This is a genomic window from Aequoribacter fuscus (assembly GCF_009910365.1).
GTDB classification, from domain to species: domain Bacteria; phylum Pseudomonadota; class Gammaproteobacteria; order Pseudomonadales; family Halieaceae; genus Aequoribacter; species Aequoribacter fuscus.
Genome location: NZ_CP036423.1, coordinates 1293029 through 1312208, shown reverse-complemented (window position 1 = coordinate 1312208; position 19180 = coordinate 1293029). Strand labels below are relative to the sequence as shown.

General features: G+C 52.4%; 17 protein-coding genes and 4 tRNA genes. 6 read left to right on the top strand and 15 right to left on the bottom strand.

The annotated features are described in order from the left end of the window. Positions 1-30 precede the first annotated feature (30 nt). From EYZ66_RS05845 to EYZ66_RS05820, 6 genes are all read right to left on the bottom strand, one after another. On the bottom strand, positions 31-822 hold the full coding sequence (locus EYZ66_RS05845) for an SDR family NAD(P)-dependent oxidoreductase (RefSeq protein ID WP_009576120.1): 792 nt from the start codon (positions 820-822) through the stop codon (positions 31-33). 108 nt (positions 823-930) lie between these two features. Continuing rightward, complete coding sequence (locus tag EYZ66_RS05840) at positions 931-2100, bottom strand: alpha/beta hydrolase family protein (protein ID WP_009576119.1); 1170 nt, start codon at positions 2098-2100, stop codon at positions 931-933. A gap of 191 nt (positions 2101-2291) precedes the next feature. Next, positions 2292-2846: a VOC family protein gene (locus EYZ66_RS05835; protein ID WP_009576117.1), complete on the bottom strand. Its 555-nt coding sequence runs from the start codon at positions 2844-2846 to the stop codon at positions 2292-2294. A 22-nt stretch (positions 2847-2868) separates the two neighbouring features. Beyond that, positions 2869-3354, bottom strand: a complete 486-nt coding sequence (locus EYZ66_RS05830; RefSeq protein WP_009576116.1) for a hypothetical protein — start codon at positions 3352-3354, stop codon at positions 2869-2871. Between the two features lie 45 nt (positions 3355-3399). After that, the gene (locus tag EYZ66_RS05825; protein WP_009576115.1) at positions 3400-4662 is read right to left on the bottom strand and encodes an acetyl-CoA hydrolase/transferase family protein; all 1263 of its coding nucleotides are present in this window, start codon (positions 4660-4662) and stop codon (positions 3400-3402) included. A 206-nt stretch (positions 4663-4868) separates the two neighbouring features. Beyond that, positions 4869-4944: transfer RNA gene (locus EYZ66_RS05820), tRNA-Thr, on the bottom strand. 249 nt (positions 4945-5193) lie between these two features. Between EYZ66_RS05820 and EYZ66_RS05815 the strand changes: the two genes are divergently transcribed. Next, positions 5194-5697, top strand: coding sequence for a hypothetical protein (locus tag EYZ66_RS05815; RefSeq protein ID WP_160195618.1), 504 nt, complete (start codon positions 5194-5196; stop codon positions 5695-5697). A 3-nt stretch (positions 5698-5700) separates the two neighbouring features. On the opposite strand, the gene EYZ66_RS05810 is transcribed toward EYZ66_RS05815, so the two are convergent. Beyond that, positions 5701-5777 (bottom strand) — tRNA-Arg (locus EYZ66_RS05810). 115 nt (positions 5778-5892) lie between these two features. Here EYZ66_RS05810 and EYZ66_RS05805 point away from each other — a divergent pair. Next, entirely contained in the window at positions 5893-6591 is a 699-nt protein-coding gene (locus EYZ66_RS05805; RefSeq protein WP_160195617.1) for a TSUP family transporter, read from the top strand. Positions 6592-6606: 15 nt separating this feature from the next. On the opposite strand, the gene EYZ66_RS05800 is transcribed toward EYZ66_RS05805, so the two are convergent. Beyond that, a tRNA-His gene (locus EYZ66_RS05800) sits at positions 6607-6682 on the bottom strand. Positions 6683-6722: 40 nt separating this feature from the next. Further along, positions 6723-6799: transfer RNA gene (locus tag EYZ66_RS05795), tRNA-Pro, on the bottom strand. A gap of 141 nt (positions 6800-6940) precedes the next feature. On the opposite strand from EYZ66_RS05795, the gene folD reads away from it, so the two are divergent. Next, positions 6941-7783: a bifunctional methylenetetrahydrofolate dehydrogenase/methenyltetrahydrofolate cyclohydrolase FolD gene (folD, locus tag EYZ66_RS05790; protein ID WP_009577005.1), complete on the top strand. Its 843-nt coding sequence runs from the start codon at positions 6941-6943 to the stop codon at positions 7781-7783. Between the two features lie 72 nt (positions 7784-7855). Here the strand turns inward: folD and cysS are convergent, their stop codons facing one another. Next, a complete protein-coding gene (cysS, locus tag EYZ66_RS05785) occupies positions 7856-9229 on the bottom strand; it encodes a cysteine--tRNA ligase (protein WP_009577006.1) in 1374 nt (457 codons plus the stop codon). A 5-nt stretch (positions 9230-9234) separates the two neighbouring features. Then, positions 9235-10932, bottom strand: a complete 1698-nt coding sequence (locus EYZ66_RS05780) for a glutamine--tRNA ligase/YqeY domain fusion protein (RefSeq protein WP_160195616.1) — start codon at positions 10930-10932, stop codon at positions 9235-9237. 128 nt (positions 10933-11060) lie between these two features. Here EYZ66_RS05780 and EYZ66_RS05775 point away from each other — a divergent pair, with 128 nt between their 5' ends. Both EYZ66_RS05775 and EYZ66_RS05770 read left to right on the top strand, forming a co-directional pair. Then, positions 11061-11555 (top strand): peptidylprolyl isomerase, encoded by a 495-nt coding sequence (locus EYZ66_RS05775; RefSeq protein WP_009575468.1) that lies wholly within the window; start codon positions 11061-11063, stop codon positions 11553-11555. A gap of 4 nt (positions 11556-11559) precedes the next feature. Further along, a complete protein-coding gene (locus tag EYZ66_RS05770; protein WP_009575469.1) occupies positions 11560-12288 on the top strand; it encodes a UDP-2,3-diacylglucosamine diphosphatase in 729 nt (242 codons plus the stop codon). A gap of 23 nt (positions 12289-12311) precedes the next feature. Here EYZ66_RS05770 and EYZ66_RS05765 read toward each other — a convergent pair whose 3' ends face one another. Both EYZ66_RS05765 and EYZ66_RS05760 read right to left on the bottom strand, forming a co-directional pair. Beyond that, a complete protein-coding gene (locus tag EYZ66_RS05765; protein ID WP_009575470.1) occupies positions 12312-12938 on the bottom strand; it encodes a MiaE family protein in 627 nt (208 codons plus the stop codon). Then, positions 12931-13389: a DUF1289 domain-containing protein gene (locus EYZ66_RS05760; protein ID WP_009575471.1), complete on the bottom strand. Its 459-nt coding sequence runs from the start codon at positions 13387-13389 to the stop codon at positions 12931-12933. The genes EYZ66_RS05765 and EYZ66_RS05760 overlap by 8 nt, the downstream gene beginning before the upstream one ends. A gap of 203 nt (positions 13390-13592) precedes the next feature. On the opposite strand from EYZ66_RS05760, the gene acnB reads away from it, so the two are divergent. Continuing rightward, positions 13593-16205: a bifunctional aconitate hydratase 2/2-methylisocitrate dehydratase gene (gene acnB, locus EYZ66_RS05755; protein ID WP_009575472.1), complete on the top strand. Its 2613-nt coding sequence runs from the start codon at positions 13593-13595 to the stop codon at positions 16203-16205. 41 nt (positions 16206-16246) lie between these two features. Here the strand turns inward: acnB and EYZ66_RS05750 are convergent, their stop codons facing one another. Both EYZ66_RS05750 and EYZ66_RS05745 read right to left on the bottom strand, forming a co-directional pair. After that, a complete protein-coding gene (locus tag EYZ66_RS05750) occupies positions 16247-18205 on the bottom strand; it encodes a transglutaminase TgpA family protein (RefSeq protein WP_009575473.1) in 1959 nt (652 codons plus the stop codon). Next, positions 18205-19173, bottom strand: coding sequence for a DUF58 domain-containing protein (locus EYZ66_RS05745; RefSeq protein WP_009575474.1), 969 nt, complete (start codon positions 19171-19173; stop codon positions 18205-18207). Before EYZ66_RS05745 ends, EYZ66_RS05750 begins: the two co-directional genes overlap by 1 nt. Between the last annotated feature and the right edge of the window lie 7 nt (positions 19174-19180).

The window sequence follows — 19180 nt, the reverse complement described above, 5'->3', positions numbered from 1 at the left end:
CCTCTCTTTATCAATTATTGTTTGCACACATTAGCGACCTTGCCGGCCCACATAGCCGGGCATAAATACGCCTGACTCGCCCTTGATAGCCTCGAAAATATCATCGGCAACGATGCTTGGATCTTCCCAATTCGCAGGTACCGGAGCTTCTGGGTTGGCTAGAGGCCCCACCGAATGGGCGCCGATTTGAGTTTTCATGCCACCGGGGGCCGCCAAAAATACCTTAATGTTATCGGGTGCCACCTCTTTCATCATTGTTTGAAACAGACCGTGCAGGGCATGCTTGCTGGCACTATAGTGGCCATAACCCGCGGGAGCAGCTACCGTTCCTAAGATTGATGAAACGTTGACGATAGTGCCACCTCCCTGTTTCCGCATAGGTTCAATGACCTGCTTGGCCAAATCAGCGTAAGCCCAGTAATTGACTTCAAACAAGCGATGCGCGGACTGAAGTTTCATCTGCTCTACGGTCGCTAAATAGGCATAACCCGCATTATTAAACAGGTAATCTACCCGACCGTAGGTTTTTAATACGTTTTTGATTAAGTCTTTTCGATCTTCTGGCTTTGACAAATCGGCGACAAACACCGATGCCTGCCCCCCTTGTTCTTTGATCTCTTGTGCTTTGGTGGCTGAGGGGCCAGGGCGATAGTCAACCATTGCTATACGCCAACCGCGGGCCACCGCGCGCTCAACTAGCTCTGCGCCTAAACCATAAGAGCTACCCGTAATAACGGCGACGGGCGTGTCATTGGCAACCACACCTGCCGCGAATAGAAGACTGACGAGAAACCCTAAAAACGCCTGCTGGAATTTGCGCATTGACATTACCTCTGTCTAATAATCGAAGAGATTGATTGAACACAGGTATAAGAATAAGCGCAAGCTCTGGGCATAAAAAAAGCCCCAGCGAAGCTTTAGATGACGACGCTAAGCGAGGCCTTGCTCGTGCAACCAGGCGCTACAGACAGCCGCCGACTCCGCCAATAATTCTGGCTGGCCAAAGTAGTAATGATTGGCGCCTTGAATATGGACTATGCGTTTGTTGTCGTGTGGGATCGCATCATAATAACCCTGCGCATGGCTCGGGGGCACCGCATCATCGCCCGTATTATTCACCACTAAGGTGGGTTTGGTGATTTTTGCAGCGCAGGCAAAGCCATCGGCATTGGTGTTATCAATGCTCCACTGCGACAACCACGAACGCAATGTGCAAAAGCGCGCAATACCCACCGCACTGTTATTCACAACCTGCGGGTCACCCAAAAAGCACCACTTTGGCTTGCGGTCATTGGGATCAATAGCCGGATCTAACCACTTGGGATCCGCCATCGTGCCATGCACCACAAAACCGAATTCATCGTAAGGTCTGCCCGCGGCACGAAGTTCTGCCAACTTGTCTTTAACCCAAGCGGTAATTCGGCGATTACGAGCCTCTTGCGCAGCGCGGTAACGGGCAACGAACTCTACTGAGTACGGGGGCTGGTTGGGGTTCTCGGGGTTGTAAATATCCAGCTCTGGGTCTTTTTGGCTCGGGTCTTGTTCATCCAAAATCGACGCATCTAACCACTCCGTCAAGGTATGCGCTCGTCCTCGGTGGCCGGTCACAAACATAATGCCATCGGCGGGTAGTAAATTTGCCTCGATAAGGCTCGGTGGCTCTCCAGCGGGTGTTTCTGTGATAGTCGGATTTTCGGCCTGCGATTGATACATCGCCGATAAAGAGCCGCCACCACTCCAACCCGCCAATACCACTTTTTTGTAACCCAACCGCTCTTTCGCATCCCGGATACAGGCACCCATGTCGACCACCACTTTTTCCATAATTAATGCGGTGTCGTTGTTGGGATAGCGGCTTTGACAATAAATCACGTGGTGCCCTGCCTTCACCAAGGCCGTGGGCATGGGCAAATACTCGCCCCCACCAATGGGGTGCATAAACAGAATGACCGTATCCGACTCTGCACCCTGCGGCTTCATTAAGTGAGATTTTAGAACGGTCTTACCCATTTCCCCGGCGTAGGTGTCTTTAAAAGGCGTGGGGTCTGTAAAAATAATCAGATACGGGATGCGATCGTATTTGTACTGGAGCGTCTTCATATGTCTATCCTCAACCAACACCCAAGACATGTCGCGGGTGTTCCATTGTCGACTCACCTAGGTTTAGCGTCTGAACCCTCTGCTCCCCTACTGCGACAAAACGCAGAAACCCGACAGACTGCTGCCCCAGAGCTCAAACATGACCTATCTCGCAGTAAGCGCGAGTAAACGAGAACCTGAGTTACACCTGTTTACGCGCGTTTATCAAGGGCATCGGTGCCAAACAAAGCGAGTTTATGAGCACGTGTCTCTTTGCTCCAATTGGCGATTGACGATCGCGAGACAGTTTGCTCATGCGCCATCACCTCGTCATGATTTGACGTCATCGTGGTAATTTCGACCTGCAGACCGTTGGGGTCATACATATAGCATGACTGAACGAAGCCATGATCGACTGGACCCAAACAACTTTTTCCGTAGGACTGAATTCGCTTTTGCATCGCGAGTAATGCCTCTTCACCGTCCACCTCGAGTGCGACGTGCACATCAAACGAATCTTTGCGTTCAAAATGAGCGGGCGTTGCATCTTCAGGAGAATCAAAAAACGCTATGAACCCACCGTTACCCAACTCAAAAAACAGATGCATGTAACGACGGGATTCTTCACTACCCGGCAGGTGATCAAATGCTAATGCCGCTCTAAGTCTCAAGCCCAATACATCCTCATAAAACCAACGAGTTTGCTCGGCATCACGACACCGATATGCCGCATGATGAATACGTGAAATGACTCGGGGTTCGATCATCTAACAACCTCCAACAGTTCTGTTATTGCTGACCGCGAAGTCGCACACACTGCCACCCGTAACCCACCAAGAACAACACCAAAAACGCGAGATGAAAGCCCTGCAACAAAGGATGAGTAAACGAATCGACAAAGGGGTCGCCCACGGGCAAACGCCGCAAGAAATCGGTTATCGCGGGGATCATGTGGAACAGCAGTGTCGAACTATAACCCAGTGCTTGAGCATAAACGGATAAACCACCCAGAGGTTTCCAGCGCTCCATAACATAGCCAAAACCAGCTGCAGCAAGCGTCAAAATTGCCAGCATATGCGCAATGTTAAAGCCGCCTTGGTTGTAAATCGCTAAAGCTGAGCCGGCGACCAATACTGTGACGATTAAATAAATCTTTCCCGACCGGGTGCTAACCGATAAAAAGTGGTATCGGTATAAGCAAATCACGGCGCTGGCGATTGCAACCACTCCGAGCACTGTGTGAATCCAACCCAACAGGGTCATTGGAGGTAACATAGGCAAGTTCCTTTTTGCTCAGAGTACCACGAATTGAAAATATCGCTAGAACCAGCGCGCAGCAGCCAAATCAGCGCGAAAACTCGGATGCGCAATATCAATTAGCGCCCTAGCCCTCTCTCGTAAAGATAAACCTTTCAATTTGGCTACGCCGTACTCAGTCACCACGAAATCGACCTGAGCTCGAGTGGTAACGACGCCGGACCCGGCGGCCAGCGTGGGCACGATCCGCGACATCGCACCCCCCTTAGCGGTGCTCGGGAGCGCAATAATGGATTTACCACCCCTCGAAAAAGCCGCACCGGTCACAAAGTCGACCTGCCCGCCAACACCCGAATAAATTTGCGTACCCAATGAATCGGCACAGACCTGACCACTCAAATCGACTTGTAAGGCACTGTTAATGGACACAACCTGGTCATTGCGCGCAATGATGGTTGGGTCATTCACGTATTCAATATCCAAAAAAGCGACACTGGGGTTGTCGTCCACAAAATCGTAAAGCGCTCTACTGCCCATGACAAACCCCGTCACTGATTTACCGCGCTGCTTCTTTTTGCGACTGTTGGTGACTACCCCGAGTTCTATCAGTCGAGGCAAGGCATTGGAAAACATTTCAGTATGGACACCCAAATCTTTACGGTCTGCGAGTTGCTCCAACACTGCATCAGGAACACCTCCTATCCCCATTTGCAGGCAGTCACCGTCGTCAATAAGGTCAGCAATATTGCGGCCTATGGCTTGTTGGATCTCTGTGGGCTCTTGGTAAGGATGTTCGATCAATGGGTAATCGCACTCGATCGCACAATGGATCTGACGAATATTGACGAAACTGTCTCCATGAGTGCGTGGCATTTGAGGGTTGATCATAGCAATCACTTTAGAAGCAGATTGCACGGCTGCTGCACTCGCCTCTACTGATATGCCCAAAGAGCAATTGCCATGCGAATCAGGCGGAGAGACCTGAATCATCGCAATATCGACACGCTCTTCGTCGGAGCGCAAGCGTTTCGGTAGTTCCGACAGAAACAGAGGCACGTAGTCTGCCTGACCAGTGTTTATCAACGCGCGAGTCGATTCGCCCGCAAAAAAACAGCGGTTGCGCAAATGCCCCTGTAGTTCGGGCGTGCAAATGGACTCTGCGTGCTCTAGATGCAATTGCATCACCGTAAGATCCTGCAGTTCGAGCGCTCGATGCGCCAAGGCTTCGAGCAAAGGCACAGGAGTCGCGGCCATCGAATGGCACCAAATACGGTCGCCAGACTGAACCAACTGCATGGCTTCTTGTGATGACGAGGCTAGCTTCATAGTTGCTCTCTTTATTCGGTGCCGAGCGCCGCCTTAGGCCGCGGGATAGGCCGAAAATAATACAAGCGCCAGCACGAATTGTCAGTGGCGGAATGCGAAGCTCGCGAAAAATCATTACGCTCGCCGCTCCACGATCGCAAGCTTCCCATGTATCAGTGGGCGGGAGATCAATAGCCCAATAGAGTTGGCAGATACCCTTTGAAAACTGGTGCCGGAAATAGGAATCGAACCTACGACCTTCTCATTACGAATGAGCTGCTCTACCGACTGAGCTATTCCGGCTTGAAAGACTGGATGACGTGGCCTTGGATAGTCCAAACGCCGAGGCGCGCATTTTAGCCGTTGCTCTCCAGAATGCAAGCTTTGCCGGTTCAGCAAAAGATTAAGCCTAGCTTAAGAATGAGCGCATAACATTGAGTAAGAGCAACTCACAACGACAGGCATCTAACGATGCATGCACTCGACGATAATGTTCGAATGATTAATACTCGGGTATTATTTCGATGACAACGGGCAGTTGAGCTGACTTAAGTGAAAACGAAACTATTTAACCTAACCATCGTCGCACTCATTTTGGGGGGCTTTTGGAACTATTTCACTCTGCACCGCCCCATTACTGAGGTGTTAATCGACCCTGAAACTGCCAAGCAGATCGAAATTCGAGTGCACTACCAATGGCTGTTCAACGTGAACAACATCGTGCTCGACCTACGCAGAGTATCGCCGGAAATCAAGGCGGCGAGAATGACTCGCCTGCTAGTCGATGTTTCAAAACAGCTCCGTAATAAATCGTTTTCTCACTTGATACTTGCCTACGATGGCGATTCTAAGTTCATGCTCGATGGGCGCTATGTACGTGATCTTGCGGATAGCCCCCAAAGTCTTTTGAGCATCATGAGCACGATGCCGCCTCGAGTGCTAAATCTTGAGGGCGATCCCGTTTTTAGGGGTGCTAACCACGGTGGCTTAAGCATCGTTGAAGAACTGAACGACGTCGACCAGTTCCACAGTCAGTGGTACGGGGGAAGCCGCTAAGAATGGCGCGCCCACCAGGATTCGAACCTGGGACCCACGGCTTAGAAGGCCGTTGCTCTATCCAGCTGAGCTATGGGCGCATTGAGGTGACCAAATTGAGTTATGGCCAGTAAGACAGGGCGCGCAGTATACTCGGTTTCCAGCACATAAAAAACCTCTTCAGGAGGTTCTATCAGTACCGACACACTGTTATTAATGACCCTAGCGGTCGTCTTTACTTCCACTTTCGCTGGGGCAACCGGTTTGGGTGGTGGACTCATGCTTTTATCGGTGCTACCTAACTTTTTACCCGCTACGGCCATCATTCCTGTGCACGCGGTCACGCAGTGGGTTAGCAACGCCTCGCGCTTGTCGATGGGTCTAAGGTACCTGGATAAAACCTTAATTCGGCCGTTGGCCATTGGCGCCATAGCCGGAGCCCTTCTGGGGGCTGCGCTATACAGCAAATTGCCCACTGACTACTTACCTTTGATTTTAGGGCTATGGGTGCTATGGCTAACCTGGATACCACAACCTCGGTTACCCATACCGCAAAAATTTACCTTTGTTTTCTTGGGCTTTTATCAAAGCGCCATCAGTATGGCTTTAGGTGCCACGGGGCCCTTGGGGACCGCATTGCTCATGCGCCACTCCAAGGACCGAGAGTATTTGGTCATTAACACGGCTTTGTACATGACTCTAAGTCACACCTGTCGGGTGGCGGCGTTTACGCTACTTGGATTTAGTTTTATTGATTGGTGGTTAGAGCTTGGAATTTTGTGCTCTGGTGCGATTTTGGGCTCCTGGTTTGGCACCAAGATACGGCCCTACATCCGCCAAGATCATGCGCTAAAAATTCTCAAAGGGATCTTGACCTTGCTGGCCCTTCGGCTGATCGCGTCGGTCGTATTGTAGTGGGATCTAAAGGAATGGGGTGACCGATGGGTCTCGAACCCACCACCTCCGGAGCCACAATCCGGTGCTCTACCCGATGAGCTACGGTCACCATCGAACACGAAAGCATCACGCACTTTTTGTGGAAAAAGTGGTCGGGGTAGAGAGATTCGAACTCCCGACATCCTGCTCCCAAAGCAGGCGCGCTACCAGACTGCGCTATACCCCGACATGTGATTCGCGGTGACCAGCGCCACTGCGTTTCAGGTCGCGAATAATACGCATCCACCGATGTCTCGTCAACGCTTTCATTACACTTTTACCTTCCTTTTCAGCCGTGCGACAATACCCGCTTTTACGGAGACCAAAAATGACAGCCATTCTTCTTGACGGCAAGGCGGTTGCGGCGCGTACCGAAGCCGAGTTATCTGAACGCGTCAGCAAAATTAAAGCCCGAAGCGGACAAACGCCCATTCTTGCGACTATTTTGGTGGGTGATGACCCTGCTTCTGCAACCTACGTTAAAATGAAAGGCAATGCCTGCCGCCGTGTCGGCATGGAGTCATTAGCGGTTGAACTACCCTCGAGCACCACAACCGAGGAGTTGCTGACTACCATCGCAGACTTAAACGCCAACCCCGATGTCCACGGCATTCTGTTGCAGCATCCTGTACCCTCGCAGATTGATGAGCGGGCCTGCTTCGACGCGATTGCCTTAGAAAAGGATGTAGACGGCGTGACTTGTCTAGGCTTTGGTCGCATGGCGATGGGCGAACCTGCTTATGGTTGCGCCACTCCCCAGGGCATTATGCGTTTGTTAGACGCCTACGAGATCCCGATTTCGGGCAAACATGCAGTCGTCGTGGGTCGCTCTCCTATTCTGGGCAAACCGATGGCGATGATGCTCTTGGGCAAGGACGCCACAGTAACAATTTGCCACTCGCGTACGCAGGATTTGCCAGCGTTAGTGGCGCAAGCCGATATCCTAGTCGGTGCCGTGGGCAGACCCGAGTTCATTAAAGCCGAGTGGATTAAAGACGGCGCAGTGGTGGTGGATGCAGGCTATCACCCCGGTGGCATCGGCGACATCGAGCTAGCACCCTTGGTTGATCGTGTGGCGGCCTATACACCTGTGCCTGGAGGTGTCGGCCCTATGACGATTAACACCCTCATTCAACAAAGCGTTATGTCCGGCGAGAAAAGCTTGGGTTAGTCGCTCAACGCCAAACAAGAAAAAGGTCACTTCATCATCAGTGGCCTTTTTTATTTGGTTTGGGTCGATGCTCTATGCCCGACGCCAAGTCGTGCCGCTGGGCGAATCTTCTAGAACAACACCAGCCTCGGTAAGTACGGTGCGAATTTCATCGGCGCGAGCGTAGTTTTTAGCCGCTTTAGCTTCCACTCGTTCGGCGACCAGCGCGTCGATTGCTTCAGCACTTAAACCCTCGCTGTCATCACCGCGAAGCCAATCGGACGGAGCGCTTTGCAGTATCCCTAACAAACTCGCACAGGCTAGGATACGCCCCTTGATAGACGCCTTGTCCGAATCATCCGCCTTGTTGAGTTCAGAAATCAGCTGGTGTAGCTCGCTTATTGCCAAAGGCGTATTCACGTCATCGCATAGCGCGGCGTACCAGCTTTCTTGCTCGACCGATTCGGGGCCTACAGCGTCGACAGACTCGACCTTACGAAGCGCGTTGTACAAACCATTTAAGGCATTTTCTGATTGGTCTAACAGCTCTTTCGAGAAGTTCAGGCTCGAACGATAATGCGCACTTAACAAGGCAAAGCGCAAGACTTCGCCGCGATACAAGCCCAGCAGTTCACGTATTGTCTTGAAGTTACCCAAAGACTTAGACATCTTTTCGCCATCAATATCGATGTAGGCGTTGTGCATCCAATAGCGAACGTAAGAACCGCCATAAGCGCAACAACTTTGCGCAATCTCATTTTCATGGTGTGGGAAGATTAAGTCGCGACCACCACCATGGATATCGATTTCTAAACCTAAGTGCTCGTGAATCATGGCTGAACACTCGAGGTGCCAACCCGGGCGCCCCCTTCCCCAAGGACTCTCCCAGCCGGGCTCGTCATCCGCTGCGGGCTTCCACAGCACGAAATCACCGGGGTGCCGCTTATAATCAGCGACTTCAACTCGCGCACCAGCGAGCATATCATCTAAATTACGACCTGACAGCTCCCCATAGTTGGGCATACTGGTCACCGAAAACAGCACGTGGCCATCGGCTTCATAGGCATGATTTTTGGCCAACAAGGCCTCAACCATTGCGATCATTGGTCCCAAATTATGCGTTGCGTGTGGCTCCAAGGTTGGCGGCAATGTTCCCAGTGCAGCGACATCCTCACGAAACTTTTGCGTAAACTCAGATGTGACCGCGTCGATGGGCTCGGCCCGCTCGCGCGCCGCCGTAATAATCTTATCGTCAATATCGGTGATGTTACGCGCGTACCGGACTGTCTGATACTGCGTCTGAAGCAAGCGAAACAGGACATCAAATACAACCACCGGACGGGCGTTACCGATGTGCGCTAGGTTGTACACGGTAGGGCCACAAACGTACATTGTGACCTCGCCGGGAACGCGGGGTTCAAAGCGCTCTTTTTTACGAGCCAGAGTGTTGTACAGAGTGATATCCATGTGAATCAGGCGCCCTCTTGCCAGGTGTCACGCAAACCGATAGTACGGTTAAAAACGGGCGCTTCTGCACTGTGATCAAAACGATCGGCTACAAAGTAACCTTCGCGTTCAAACTGGAAAGCCTGCTCAGGTGTGGCGGCTAGCAAACTCGGCTCGACATAGGCATTCTCGATAACAACCAGCGAGTTGGGGTTTACGACCGCCATAAAATCGCCTCCCGCTTCGGGTTCAGCTTGCGTAAATAAACGATCATACAAGCGAATCGTGGCACGACCACCTTCGCTTTTCGATACCCACTGGATAACGCCTTTTGGCTTAATGCCGTCTTCAGGATCATTACCTACCGTGTTCTCGATGACCTTAGCCAGCACTTCGACAATCTGACCCTGTGCGTCTTTCACCACATCATACGCCTCGATGACATAGGCGTTACGCAAGCGCACGCGCTTGCCCAATACCAAGCGCTTAAATTTTTTGTTCGCTTCCTCGCGGAAGTCATCCGCATCGATCACCACTTGCCGCGTAAACGCCAATTCGCGCTCACCCAGTGCCTCATTCTGAGGATGATTGGGCGAAATAACAATTTCGCGATGATCTTCACTGAGATTCGTGAGTGTCACGGTCAGCGGGTTTAAGACCGCCATCGCGCGCGGAGCGTTGTTGTTCAGGTCATCCCGCACTGCATGTTCCAACATCGCAACGTCTACGGTTCCGTCACTGCGCGTCACGCCAATCATGTCACAGAAGGTGCGAATCGCCGCTGGTGAGTAGCCACGTCGACGCATTCCCGCAATGGTGGGCATTCTCGGATCATCCCAGCCAGCGACCACTGCATCGTCAACCAATTGCTTAAGCTTGCGCTTACTCGTCACCGTATAGTTCAGGTTCAAACGCCCAAACTCATACTGATGCGGCTCGCTTGGGACCGGGAGGTTTTTAATGAACCAATCGTACAAAGGACGATGATCTTCAAACTCTAAAGAACAGATCGAATGCGTAATACCCTCGATGGCATCGCCCTGCCCATGCGCAAAATCGTAGGTTGGGTAAATCACCCACTCGCTGCCAGTCTGATGGTGCACAACTCGTCGGATGCGGTACAAGATCGGGTCGCGCAAATTCATGTTGGGGCTGGCCATGTCGATCTTGGCGCGCAACACTTTGGCGCCGTCATCGAATTCACCCGCGCGCATAGCAGCAAAGAGCGTTCGGTTCTCTTCAACACTGCGCTCGCGATAGGGACTGTTGCGGCCTGGTTCGGTCAGGGTCCCGCGATAAAGGCGAGCCTCGTCTGCACTCAAATCACACACATACGCCAAGCCTTGGTCAATCAAGTCGCAAGCCCAATCGTAAAGCTGGTGAAAGTAACTTGAGGCATAGCGAACATCACCCGCCCAATCAAACCCCAGCCAGCGAATGTCCGCTTGGATCGCCTGAATGAATTCATCGCTTTCTTTTTCGGGGTTGGTATCGTCAAAACGCAGATGACAATCGCCACCAAAACGCTGCGCCAAACCAAAATTTAAGCAGATGGACTTGGCGTGACCGACGTGCAAATAGCCATTCGGCTCGGGTGGAAAACGCGTTACGACCTTTTTGATTTTGCCTTCTTCGAGATCTTTGGCAACCAAAGTTTCTAAAAAGTGCATGGGTCTAGATGGCTCAGACACAGGTGATTCCCGACGGTTTATGAAGCCGCGCATTATAGCGTCCAAGCGCTGGAATCGGTAGGCATTACTTTCGGTAAAGCTACACAGGCGGTTTTTTTGCCCCCGCCCCCGAAAATCAGTATCATTGCGCCCCCAACGATGTAACAGAAACTGAGTTTTTTATGATTAAAATTTCCACCACCTTCGGCGACATGACCCTTGAACTTGATGCGGAAAAGGCGCCCAAAACCGTCGCCAACTTTCTCGAGTACGTTCGCGAAGGCTTTTACGACGGTACGATTTTCCATCGTGTAATCGATAATTTTATGGTTCAAGGCGGTGGCTTCGACATCAACATGCAGCAAAAAGCCACCAAAGCGCCGGTTGAAAACGAAGCGGACAATGGCCTGAAAAACGAATTTGGCACCATCGCCATGGCTCGCACCATGGATCCGCACTCAGCAACCGCTCAGTTTTTCATCAACGTCAGCAACAACGAATTCCTTAACCACAGCGGTAAAAATATGCAAGGCTGGGGCTACGCGGTATTCGGTAAAGTTACTGAAGGCTCTGAAGTTCTCGATAAAATCCGCGCAGTAGCGACGGCGTCTCGCAATGGTCACCAGGACGTCCCAGTTGACGCTGTCATTATCGAGTCGATCGTAGAAATCGCCTAAGCCTGTGGAGCGGCTATTCATCTCAGACCTTCATCTGAGCGATTCCGCTCCTGATCTTTGCCTTGCGTTCGAGCACTTTATTGCTGACCACTGCAGCGATATCGATGAGCTATACATTCTCGGCGATTTAGTCGACGCTTGGATTGGCGATGACGATGACTCGCTGTTCGCGCAGCAAATGTGCGCGACGCTGAAAAGCATTGTTGACAGCGGATGCGAACTCTTCCTGATGCAAGGCAATCGCGACTTCTTGCTCGGTAGAAATTTTGCTCAAGCTGTTGGCGCGACCCTGCTCCCTGACGCGCACGTGCTGCAACTTGCAGGCGAGCGGGCTCTGCTGATGCACGGCGACTCACTGTGCACTGACGACAGCGAATATCAGGAATTTAGAGCACAAGTCCGCTCCGAGGCTTGGCAGAAAAATTTATTAGAACAGCCTTTAGACCAACGCCGGGCGCTGGCTCGCCAGCTCCGAGATATGAGTCAAGCAGCCAATCAGGTCAAGGCCGATGACATCATGGATGTGAATGATGCTGAGGTCGATCGAGTCATGACAGGTTATGATGTCACCGTCTTGATCCACGGGCATACGCACCGCCCGGCTAGACACCCCCTGCCCGACCTCAAAGAACGCATCGTACTGGGAGATTGGCATAGCGATCGTCCGGTGTGGGTCTGCCGAGCAAACGACGCCACCATCGAGTTTTTACACCTGCCGCTTCGAACGGCATAGAAGATGGGTCAAAAAAATCGACGCTATGCCGCAATAGGCACGCCCGAGTGAAACCGAAACTCAGGATCTGGATCGGCGATCAGCGCATTCTCGATACGCAACAATTCGTCCGTTCGACGAGCGACTACGGCCTCATCGGCCACCTGCTTAGCGAGCGCCAAGTAATCCATAAAATGACGCGATTCCGATTTGAGTAACGAACTGTAAAAATCCTTCAACTCATCATCTAGGTGCGGTGCTAAAGCGGCGAAACGTTCACAACTGCGAGCTTCGATAATCGCACCCACGATTAAGGTATCCACCAGACGCATGGGTTCTTGCTTGCTCACCTGGTCGCGCAAACCGCCTGCGTAGCGTGACGCGTTCAACTGCGGGTAGTCGATATTACGCTTGCGCATAATCGCGTGTACTTGCTCAAAATGTCTGAGCTCTTCGCGCGCTAATCGCGACAACTTTTGCAAGAGCTGCGGGAATTCAACATAGCGATACATCAAATTCAAGGCCGTTGAGGCGGCTTTTTTCTCACAGTTCGCGTGATCGACCAGCAGAGTCTCTTGGTTTTCCAAGGCACAGTCGATCCACGCTTGGGGTGTTTTGCTGCCCAAAAAATCAATAATGGGCTGCACATCGACGACCTGACCTTTACTCACTGGCTACCCCTTGCAAAAAATACCGTTCGTAGTGCGCCTGAGATAACTGAAAATACTCTTCATCGACTTCATCGCGCAACTGCTTCAAACTTTTATTCTGACACCATGGCAACACGGCAAATCCGAACAGCGAAGGGTCTGTGATTTGATTCGCGCCGGCTTTCAAGATCGCAAAAACCCAGCACAGCGGCGCGTGCGACTGATCGTAGCGAATCAGTTGTAATTCTAACTGGGCTTTGAGCACCGGTTCGTTGACCACCTCAAAGCGGTTTGCCATGCACTGAGCCAAAAACTGTGCAAGACGACTATCGACGATACGCTTTTGTTGCAATGAGTACCCGTTCCAATCTACCACCTCGTGCACGAATCGTTTACACCCGCGACACACAAGATCACCGATACCGGTCGAGCAAACACCAATGCAGGGAGTTTTGACGGGGCGATCTAACATGGGTAAGTCTGTTCCGAAGGTAAAGGCGCAATACTAGGGAATCACAAACCATTTGCCAAACGCATTGCGCATAAATTTGACCTCAATATTGCTCAAATGAATACATGCTATAGCAGGCAGCGAATTCCCCCTCGTAGCCGCTTGCGCTATACTACAGCGCGAAAATATCAAACCCTTTATGGACCACCACCAAGGAGTCATACGTGTTAGAAGCCTATCGCGCCCACGTTGCTGAACGTGCAGCAGAAAACATCCCCCCAAAACCCCTGAACGCAGAGCAGGTTGCGGGTTTAATTGAATTACTCAAAGCACCACCAGCCGGCGAAGAAGACTTTTTGGTTGAGTTAATTAGCACACGAGTACCACCGGGTGTAGACGAAGCGGCTTACGTAAAAGCGGCCTTCTTAAGCGCAATCGTGAAGGATGAGGCAGCCTCTCCGCTCATCAGCAAGGCTGACGCGGTAAAACTGTTGGGCAACATGCATGGCGGTTACAACATCGAAACCTTGGTTAACTTACTCAACGATGCAGACCTAGCAGAGCTCGCAGCAGAGCAGTTAAAGCACACCTTACTCATGTTCGACGCATTTCACGACGTAGAAGAGCTGGCCAAAGGTGGCAACAGCCACGCGCAAGCGGTGATGCAATCCTGGGCTGACGGCGAGTGGTTCACTTCTCGCACGGATGTTCCCGAATCCATTAAAGTTGCCGTGTTCAAAGTCACTGGCGAGACAAACACCGACGATCTCTCACCAGCGCCCGATGCCTGGTCGCGTCCTGACATTCCATTGCACGCGCGCGCCATGTACAAAATGACCCGCGACGGTTTAAGCCCCGAAGAGCACGGTGTCGTTGGCCCGATGAGCCAAATTGACGAGATCAAAGCCAAAGGTCTTCCCGTTGCGTTTGTGGGCGATGTCGTGGGCACGGGCTCATCGCGCAAATCCGCGACGAACAGTGTGCTTTGGTTCTTCGGTGACGATATCGACGGCGTACCCAACAAGCGCGCCGGTGGTATCTGTATCGGTGGCAAAGTGGCTCCCATTTTCTACAACACCATGGAAGATGCTGGTGCGTTAGTATTCGAAGCCCCTGTTGACGAGTTAAATATGGGCGATGTGATCGAAATCCGCCCATACGAAGGCAAAATCTTAAGCGAGGACGGCCGCGTCTTGAGCGAGTTCGAACTTAAGTCCCAAGTACTGCTCGACGAGGTGCGCGCTGGCGGACGTATCAACCTAATCATTGGCCGCGGCTTGACCACCAAAGCACGTGAGTCTCTAGGTCTGCCTCGTACTGACTTGTTCCGTACGCCTGATCAACCCGAAGATACCGGCAAAGGTTACACCTTGGCTCAGAAAATGGTGGGCAAAGCCTGCGGTACCGATGGTATTCGCCCCGGCACGTATTGCGAACCCCGTATGACGACAGTGGGCTCTCAGGATACGACTGGCCCTATGACTCGCGACGAGCTCAAAGACTTGGCTTGTCTGGGTTTCTCTGCGGATTTGACCATGCAGTCGTTCTGTCATACGGCTGCCTATCCGAAACCCGTCGATATTGAAACTCAACACACGCTGCCTGATTTTATTATGACCCGAGGTGGCGTATCGTTGCGCCCGGGCGACGGTATTATCCATTCGTGGTTAAACCGTATGTTGTTGCCCGACACCGTGGGCACCGGCGGCGACTCGCACACTCGTTTCCCCATGGGCGTATCATTCCCAGCGGGTTCTGGCTTGGTTGCCTTCGCGGCCGCGACTGGCGTTATGCCGCTAGATATGCCCGAGTCCGTCTTAGTTCGCTTTAAAGGTGAAATGCAACCGGGTATCACCCTACGTGATTTGGTACACGCCATTCCCTACTACGCGATTCAACAAGGTTTGCTCACCGTCGAGAAAAAGGGCAAGAAGAACATCTTCTCCGGCCGCATCCTCGAAATTGAAGGTCTACGCCACTTAACCGTAGAGCAAGCGTTTGAATTGTCCGATGCCTCCGCTGAGCGCTCGGCGGGCGGATGTACGATTGATCTGTCGGAGGAGTCGGTAGCCGAATACCTGCGCTCTAACATTGTCTTGTTGCGCTCGATGATCGCCGACGGTTATGGCGACCCGCGAACGCTTGAGCGTCGTGCACGCGCGATGGAAGAGTGGCTGGCGAACCCATCGTTAATGCGGGCTGATGCGGATGCGGAATACGCTGCAGTCATCGAAATCGACCTTAACGAAGTCAAAGAACCCATCGTTTGTGCGCCTAATGACCCAGACGATGCACGTTTGTTGTCTGAGGTAGCGGGCGATTCGGTTAACGAAGTCTTCATTGGCAGCTGTATGACTAACATCGGCCACTTCCGCGCTGCTGGTAAGTTACTCGATGCGCATAAAGGAGCGATGGCAACTCGCTTGTGGCTGGCACCACCGACCAAAATGGACGAGCACCAGCTGATGGAAGAAGGTTATTACAACATCTTCGGCCGCGCTGGGGCACGCATGGAAATGCCTGGCTGCTCGCTGTGTATGGGTAACCAGGCACGCGTAGCGCCAAATTCGACCGTATTGTCGACCTCGACCCGTAACTTCCCTAACCGTTTAGGTGATGGTGCCAATGTGTACCTGACCTCTGCCGAGTTGGCGGCCATTGGTGCGATTCTAGGTCGCTTACCCACACCTGCGGAGTATCTGGAATACGCAGACAAGTTAGATTCGATGTCTTCAGAGATTTATCGCTACATGAACTTTGATCAAATGGCGTCGTTCCTGAAAAGCGCAGAAGACGGTAAGCGCATCGGTGCGGTCCAGATCGATCAGGTCGCTTAAGACAAATGCAGCTGAACAAACCGCCTCTCGAGGCGGTTTTTTTATGCCTTAAAGCTGCGCTTACACTCGCGCAGCAAACGCTTTAACTCCCCAACACTAATGTATTGGGCTTTATTCGGCTGATATTGATAAGCGCTATAGGTGTTTAAGAAGGCATTTGCCGCATTCGCTTTGTTCGAATTTGCGGCTGAGATGCGGCCTTGCAAGTGCGCAAGGGACTCGCCGGGCGCACGCGCGAATCCATGCTGTCTCATCAATCTAAGAAAATCACCGAGCACACGCTCATGGGGGGCAAGGTGCGGTCGCTCCGACAACCACAAGCGCAACGCGAAAGGCAGCATGAGCAACACCCAAGCAGCCGCGAGAGCCACCGCGTACTTCCACGTTTCGTTGCCTTGAAACAACCTGGTCAGCAAGGTCGATTGAGTACTGCGATCAAAACCTAAGACCCAACTTTGCCATTCATAACTCAAGGCGTCTAGCCGCAAACGCACGGCGTTAATCAAAGCAATATTTTTAAAATGTAATGCCGATAGTGGCGTATTCTCGAGAAAGCTACCCTCCTCCGCGAGCGCCTGTTCGAGCCCATATTCGATACGATCAGGCGCAACCGCTGCGGTGGGATCGACACGCACCCAGCCTTGCTCTTCAAGCCAAACCTCAGACCAAGCGTGGGCGTCGTACTGGCGGACAACAACCGCCCCTGAAACTGGGTTTAACTCGCCGCCCTGATAACCAGTCACTACCCGTGCAGGAATCCCCGCTGCGCGCATAAGCTCGGTAAACGCGCCCGCATAATGCTCACAGAAGCCCCGCTGTGTCGAAAACAAAAACTCATCGACCCCATTTGGCCCCAACGTGGGCGGATTCAAAGTGTAGTAAAACGGCTGCGTCCTAAAATACGCCAATACAGCATCCACGTAGTCCCGATCGCTCTCTAGCTCTGCACGCCATCGCTCAGCTAGGGCACGACTCTGTGGATTGCGTCCGGCACTGAGTTGTAGCAATCGCGTGCGCTCAAGGGGACGAAGGATATCGAAAGTATTGTCTTTGGTGGCCAGCAGGCGATACCGCGTGTCTGATTTAACGTCGGTACTCGCAAAAGCGGTGTTCGATGTTGCGATCAAAGCCTGCACCGATAGCGTTGCTGGTGTTTCAAGCACAGGCAACCAACGCTGCCCAGTGGGCTCCAAGGTTATACTGACATCGATTTCCGGGCTGAGACCGGGCAAGGCGCGCCGAGGCTGAGGCATCGAGGCTCGCCATGTCTCGCCCACCTGCCGGTCTAATACTAACGCGCGCCAATAAAGCTCTCGATTCGGTGGCACTGGGCCCGCGAATTCGGCGCGAAAAGCCAGTGCAGCCGATCGGCTTAAGTTCGCGATGTCACCAGGGTTCATGCGGTCACTCACGCCCGTGACACCACCAGAGGACTGAAGCGGTACGGCCCAAAACGGCTCCAAGCGCGGAAAGATAAAAAACAACACCAGCATCAGTGGAATCGCTTGCGCCAATACGGTGCCGGACAAACTCAAGGCACGCTGCAATAACCGAGCTTGTGTCCCGTAATTGACTGCGATCAAGACCGCTGTAATCCACCAGATTTCGGCTATTCCCAAGAAAGTGGCAAACAAACTTTGGCTGAACAAGAATTGCGCGGCAACGATAAAATACGCGACTAAAATCAAGATCAACATATCGCGCACCGTAACGAGCTCGGTGACTTTCAGGGCAAACGCTAATAGCAGTAGTGCCACCATAGGCTCGAGACCTTTCCACGAACCCATATCCCAACCCAAGGCGCCAACGGAGGCAACCACCAATAGCACTTTGATCCAAGCTTTTGGATAATTCGCTGTACCCAAGTACGCACCATAGCGCCAGGCGCCCGCAAGCACATAAACGCCAATGAGCCAATTGGGCACAACCTCTAACAAAGGAACCAATAGCACGGGCATGAGCCCAAAGACCATTAACAACACCACGCGAGGAATCAACATCAGGATGACGCCTCGGTCAAGCGGTACAGAGCCAACGCCTGTAACGATTGTGCGCGGTGTTCATAGCCGCGGCTCGGCGCGATTTGTTGATTGGGCAGTCCCAAACCAAACAACTTATCCTGCTCAGACAGGGTTAGCACACGCTGACACATGGCACTTAAACGCTGCTCGATGGTCCCGCCGTAATGGTCCCACAGCACCCAGGATTCATTCTCTTGTTGCAAGGCCTGTTCTCGGGTTTGTAAAGGCTGCCCTTTGGCAAGTGTGGCCCAGTGAATATGCTTACGATGGTCCCCTACTCGGTAAGGTCGAAACCCATCGAGCTCTTGCGTGACGGTATTACCCAGCGGACGCGTATCACCTTGACCCGCGCCGTCACTCATGATCATTGCATCAATCGGCCGTGGATAGACCAAAGCACGCGCATCGAGCCAAGCATACGCCCAACACCGGAACAAACCAAAAGGGGCACTCGACGATAAGGTCAGCCTCTCGGGCTTATACCAGCCTCGACGTGTCGTAGGCCCCGACCAAAGTAAGCGCACCAAGGTCTCGCCCACGAACGCAAGACTTTGACTATCGCCATGGGCAGTGAGAACGGTCAGTTGCGCGCAATGCTTGTTTACTCCGGCCTGCAGAGCGAGTTCAAACTGGGCCGCGCTCCCCGCAAACACAGGCCCAGTGGCACGTGCTGAAAGCGTAAGCCCCGCCATGTTCTGATAGGTATGCCAAGTAGCCAACAAAAATACGGTCGCCAGCCAAAAGGTTAAGCCGTAGATCAGGTTGTTCTGATAATTGATCCCTGCAACCAGAAGTACTAATAACAACAGTAAAAAGGTAAATCCCCCACGCGTGGGCAGTATATAGATACGTTTTTGAGTCAGAGTCACCTGCACTTGCCGAGGGCTGCGACTGGCAAAAAATCGTCGCCAGCGCGCCTGCCATCGAGTCCGCCACGACTTGAACATGTTAGCG

Excerpts from the sequence above, each read along its gene's own strand:
- cysS (WP_009577006.1), bottom strand. The coding sequence starts at position 9,229 with ATGGATATCACTCTGTACAACACTCTGGCTCGTAAAAAAGAGCGCTTT.
- EYZ66_RS05825 (WP_009576115.1), bottom strand. The coding sequence starts at position 4,662 with ATGAAGCTAGCCTCGTCATCACAAGAAGCCATGCAGTTGGTTCAGTCT.
- EYZ66_RS05845 (WP_009576120.1), bottom strand. The coding sequence starts at position 822 with ATGCGCAAATTCCAGCAGGCGTTTTTAGGGTTTCTCGTCAGTCTTCTA.
- EYZ66_RS05835 (WP_009576117.1), bottom strand. The coding sequence starts at position 2,846 with ATGATCGAACCCCGAGTCATTTCACGTATTCATCATGCGGCATATCGG.
- EYZ66_RS05760 (WP_009575471.1), bottom strand. The coding sequence starts at position 13,389 with ATGTTAGATCGCCCCGTCAAAACTCCCTGCATTGGTGTTTGCTCGACC.
- EYZ66_RS05750 (WP_009575473.1), bottom strand. The coding sequence starts at position 18,205 with ATGTTGATTCCTCGCGTGGTGTTGTTAATGGTCTTTGGGCTCATGCCC.
- EYZ66_RS05780 (WP_160195616.1), bottom strand. The coding sequence starts at position 10,932 with ATGCGCGGCTTCATAAACCGTCGGGAATCACCTGTGTCTGAGCCATCT.
- EYZ66_RS05745 (WP_009575474.1), bottom strand. The coding sequence starts at position 19,173 with ATGTTCAAGTCGTGGCGGACTCGATGGCAGGCGCGCTGGCGACGATTT.
- EYZ66_RS05775 (WP_009575468.1), top strand. The coding sequence starts at position 11,061 with ATGATTAAAATTTCCACCACCTTCGGCGACATGACCCTTGAACTTGAT.
- folD (WP_009577005.1), top strand. The coding sequence starts at position 6,941 with ATGACAGCCATTCTTCTTGACGGCAAGGCGGTTGCGGCGCGTACCGAA.
- EYZ66_RS05840 (WP_009576119.1), bottom strand. The coding sequence starts at position 2,100 with ATGAAGACGCTCCAGTACAAATACGATCGCATCCCGTATCTGATTATT.
- EYZ66_RS05805 (WP_160195617.1), top strand. The coding sequence starts at position 5,893 with ATGACCCTAGCGGTCGTCTTTACTTCCACTTTCGCTGGGGCAACCGGT.
- EYZ66_RS05830 (WP_009576116.1), bottom strand. The coding sequence starts at position 3,354 with ATGTTACCTCCAATGACCCTGTTGGGTTGGATTCACACAGTGCTCGGA.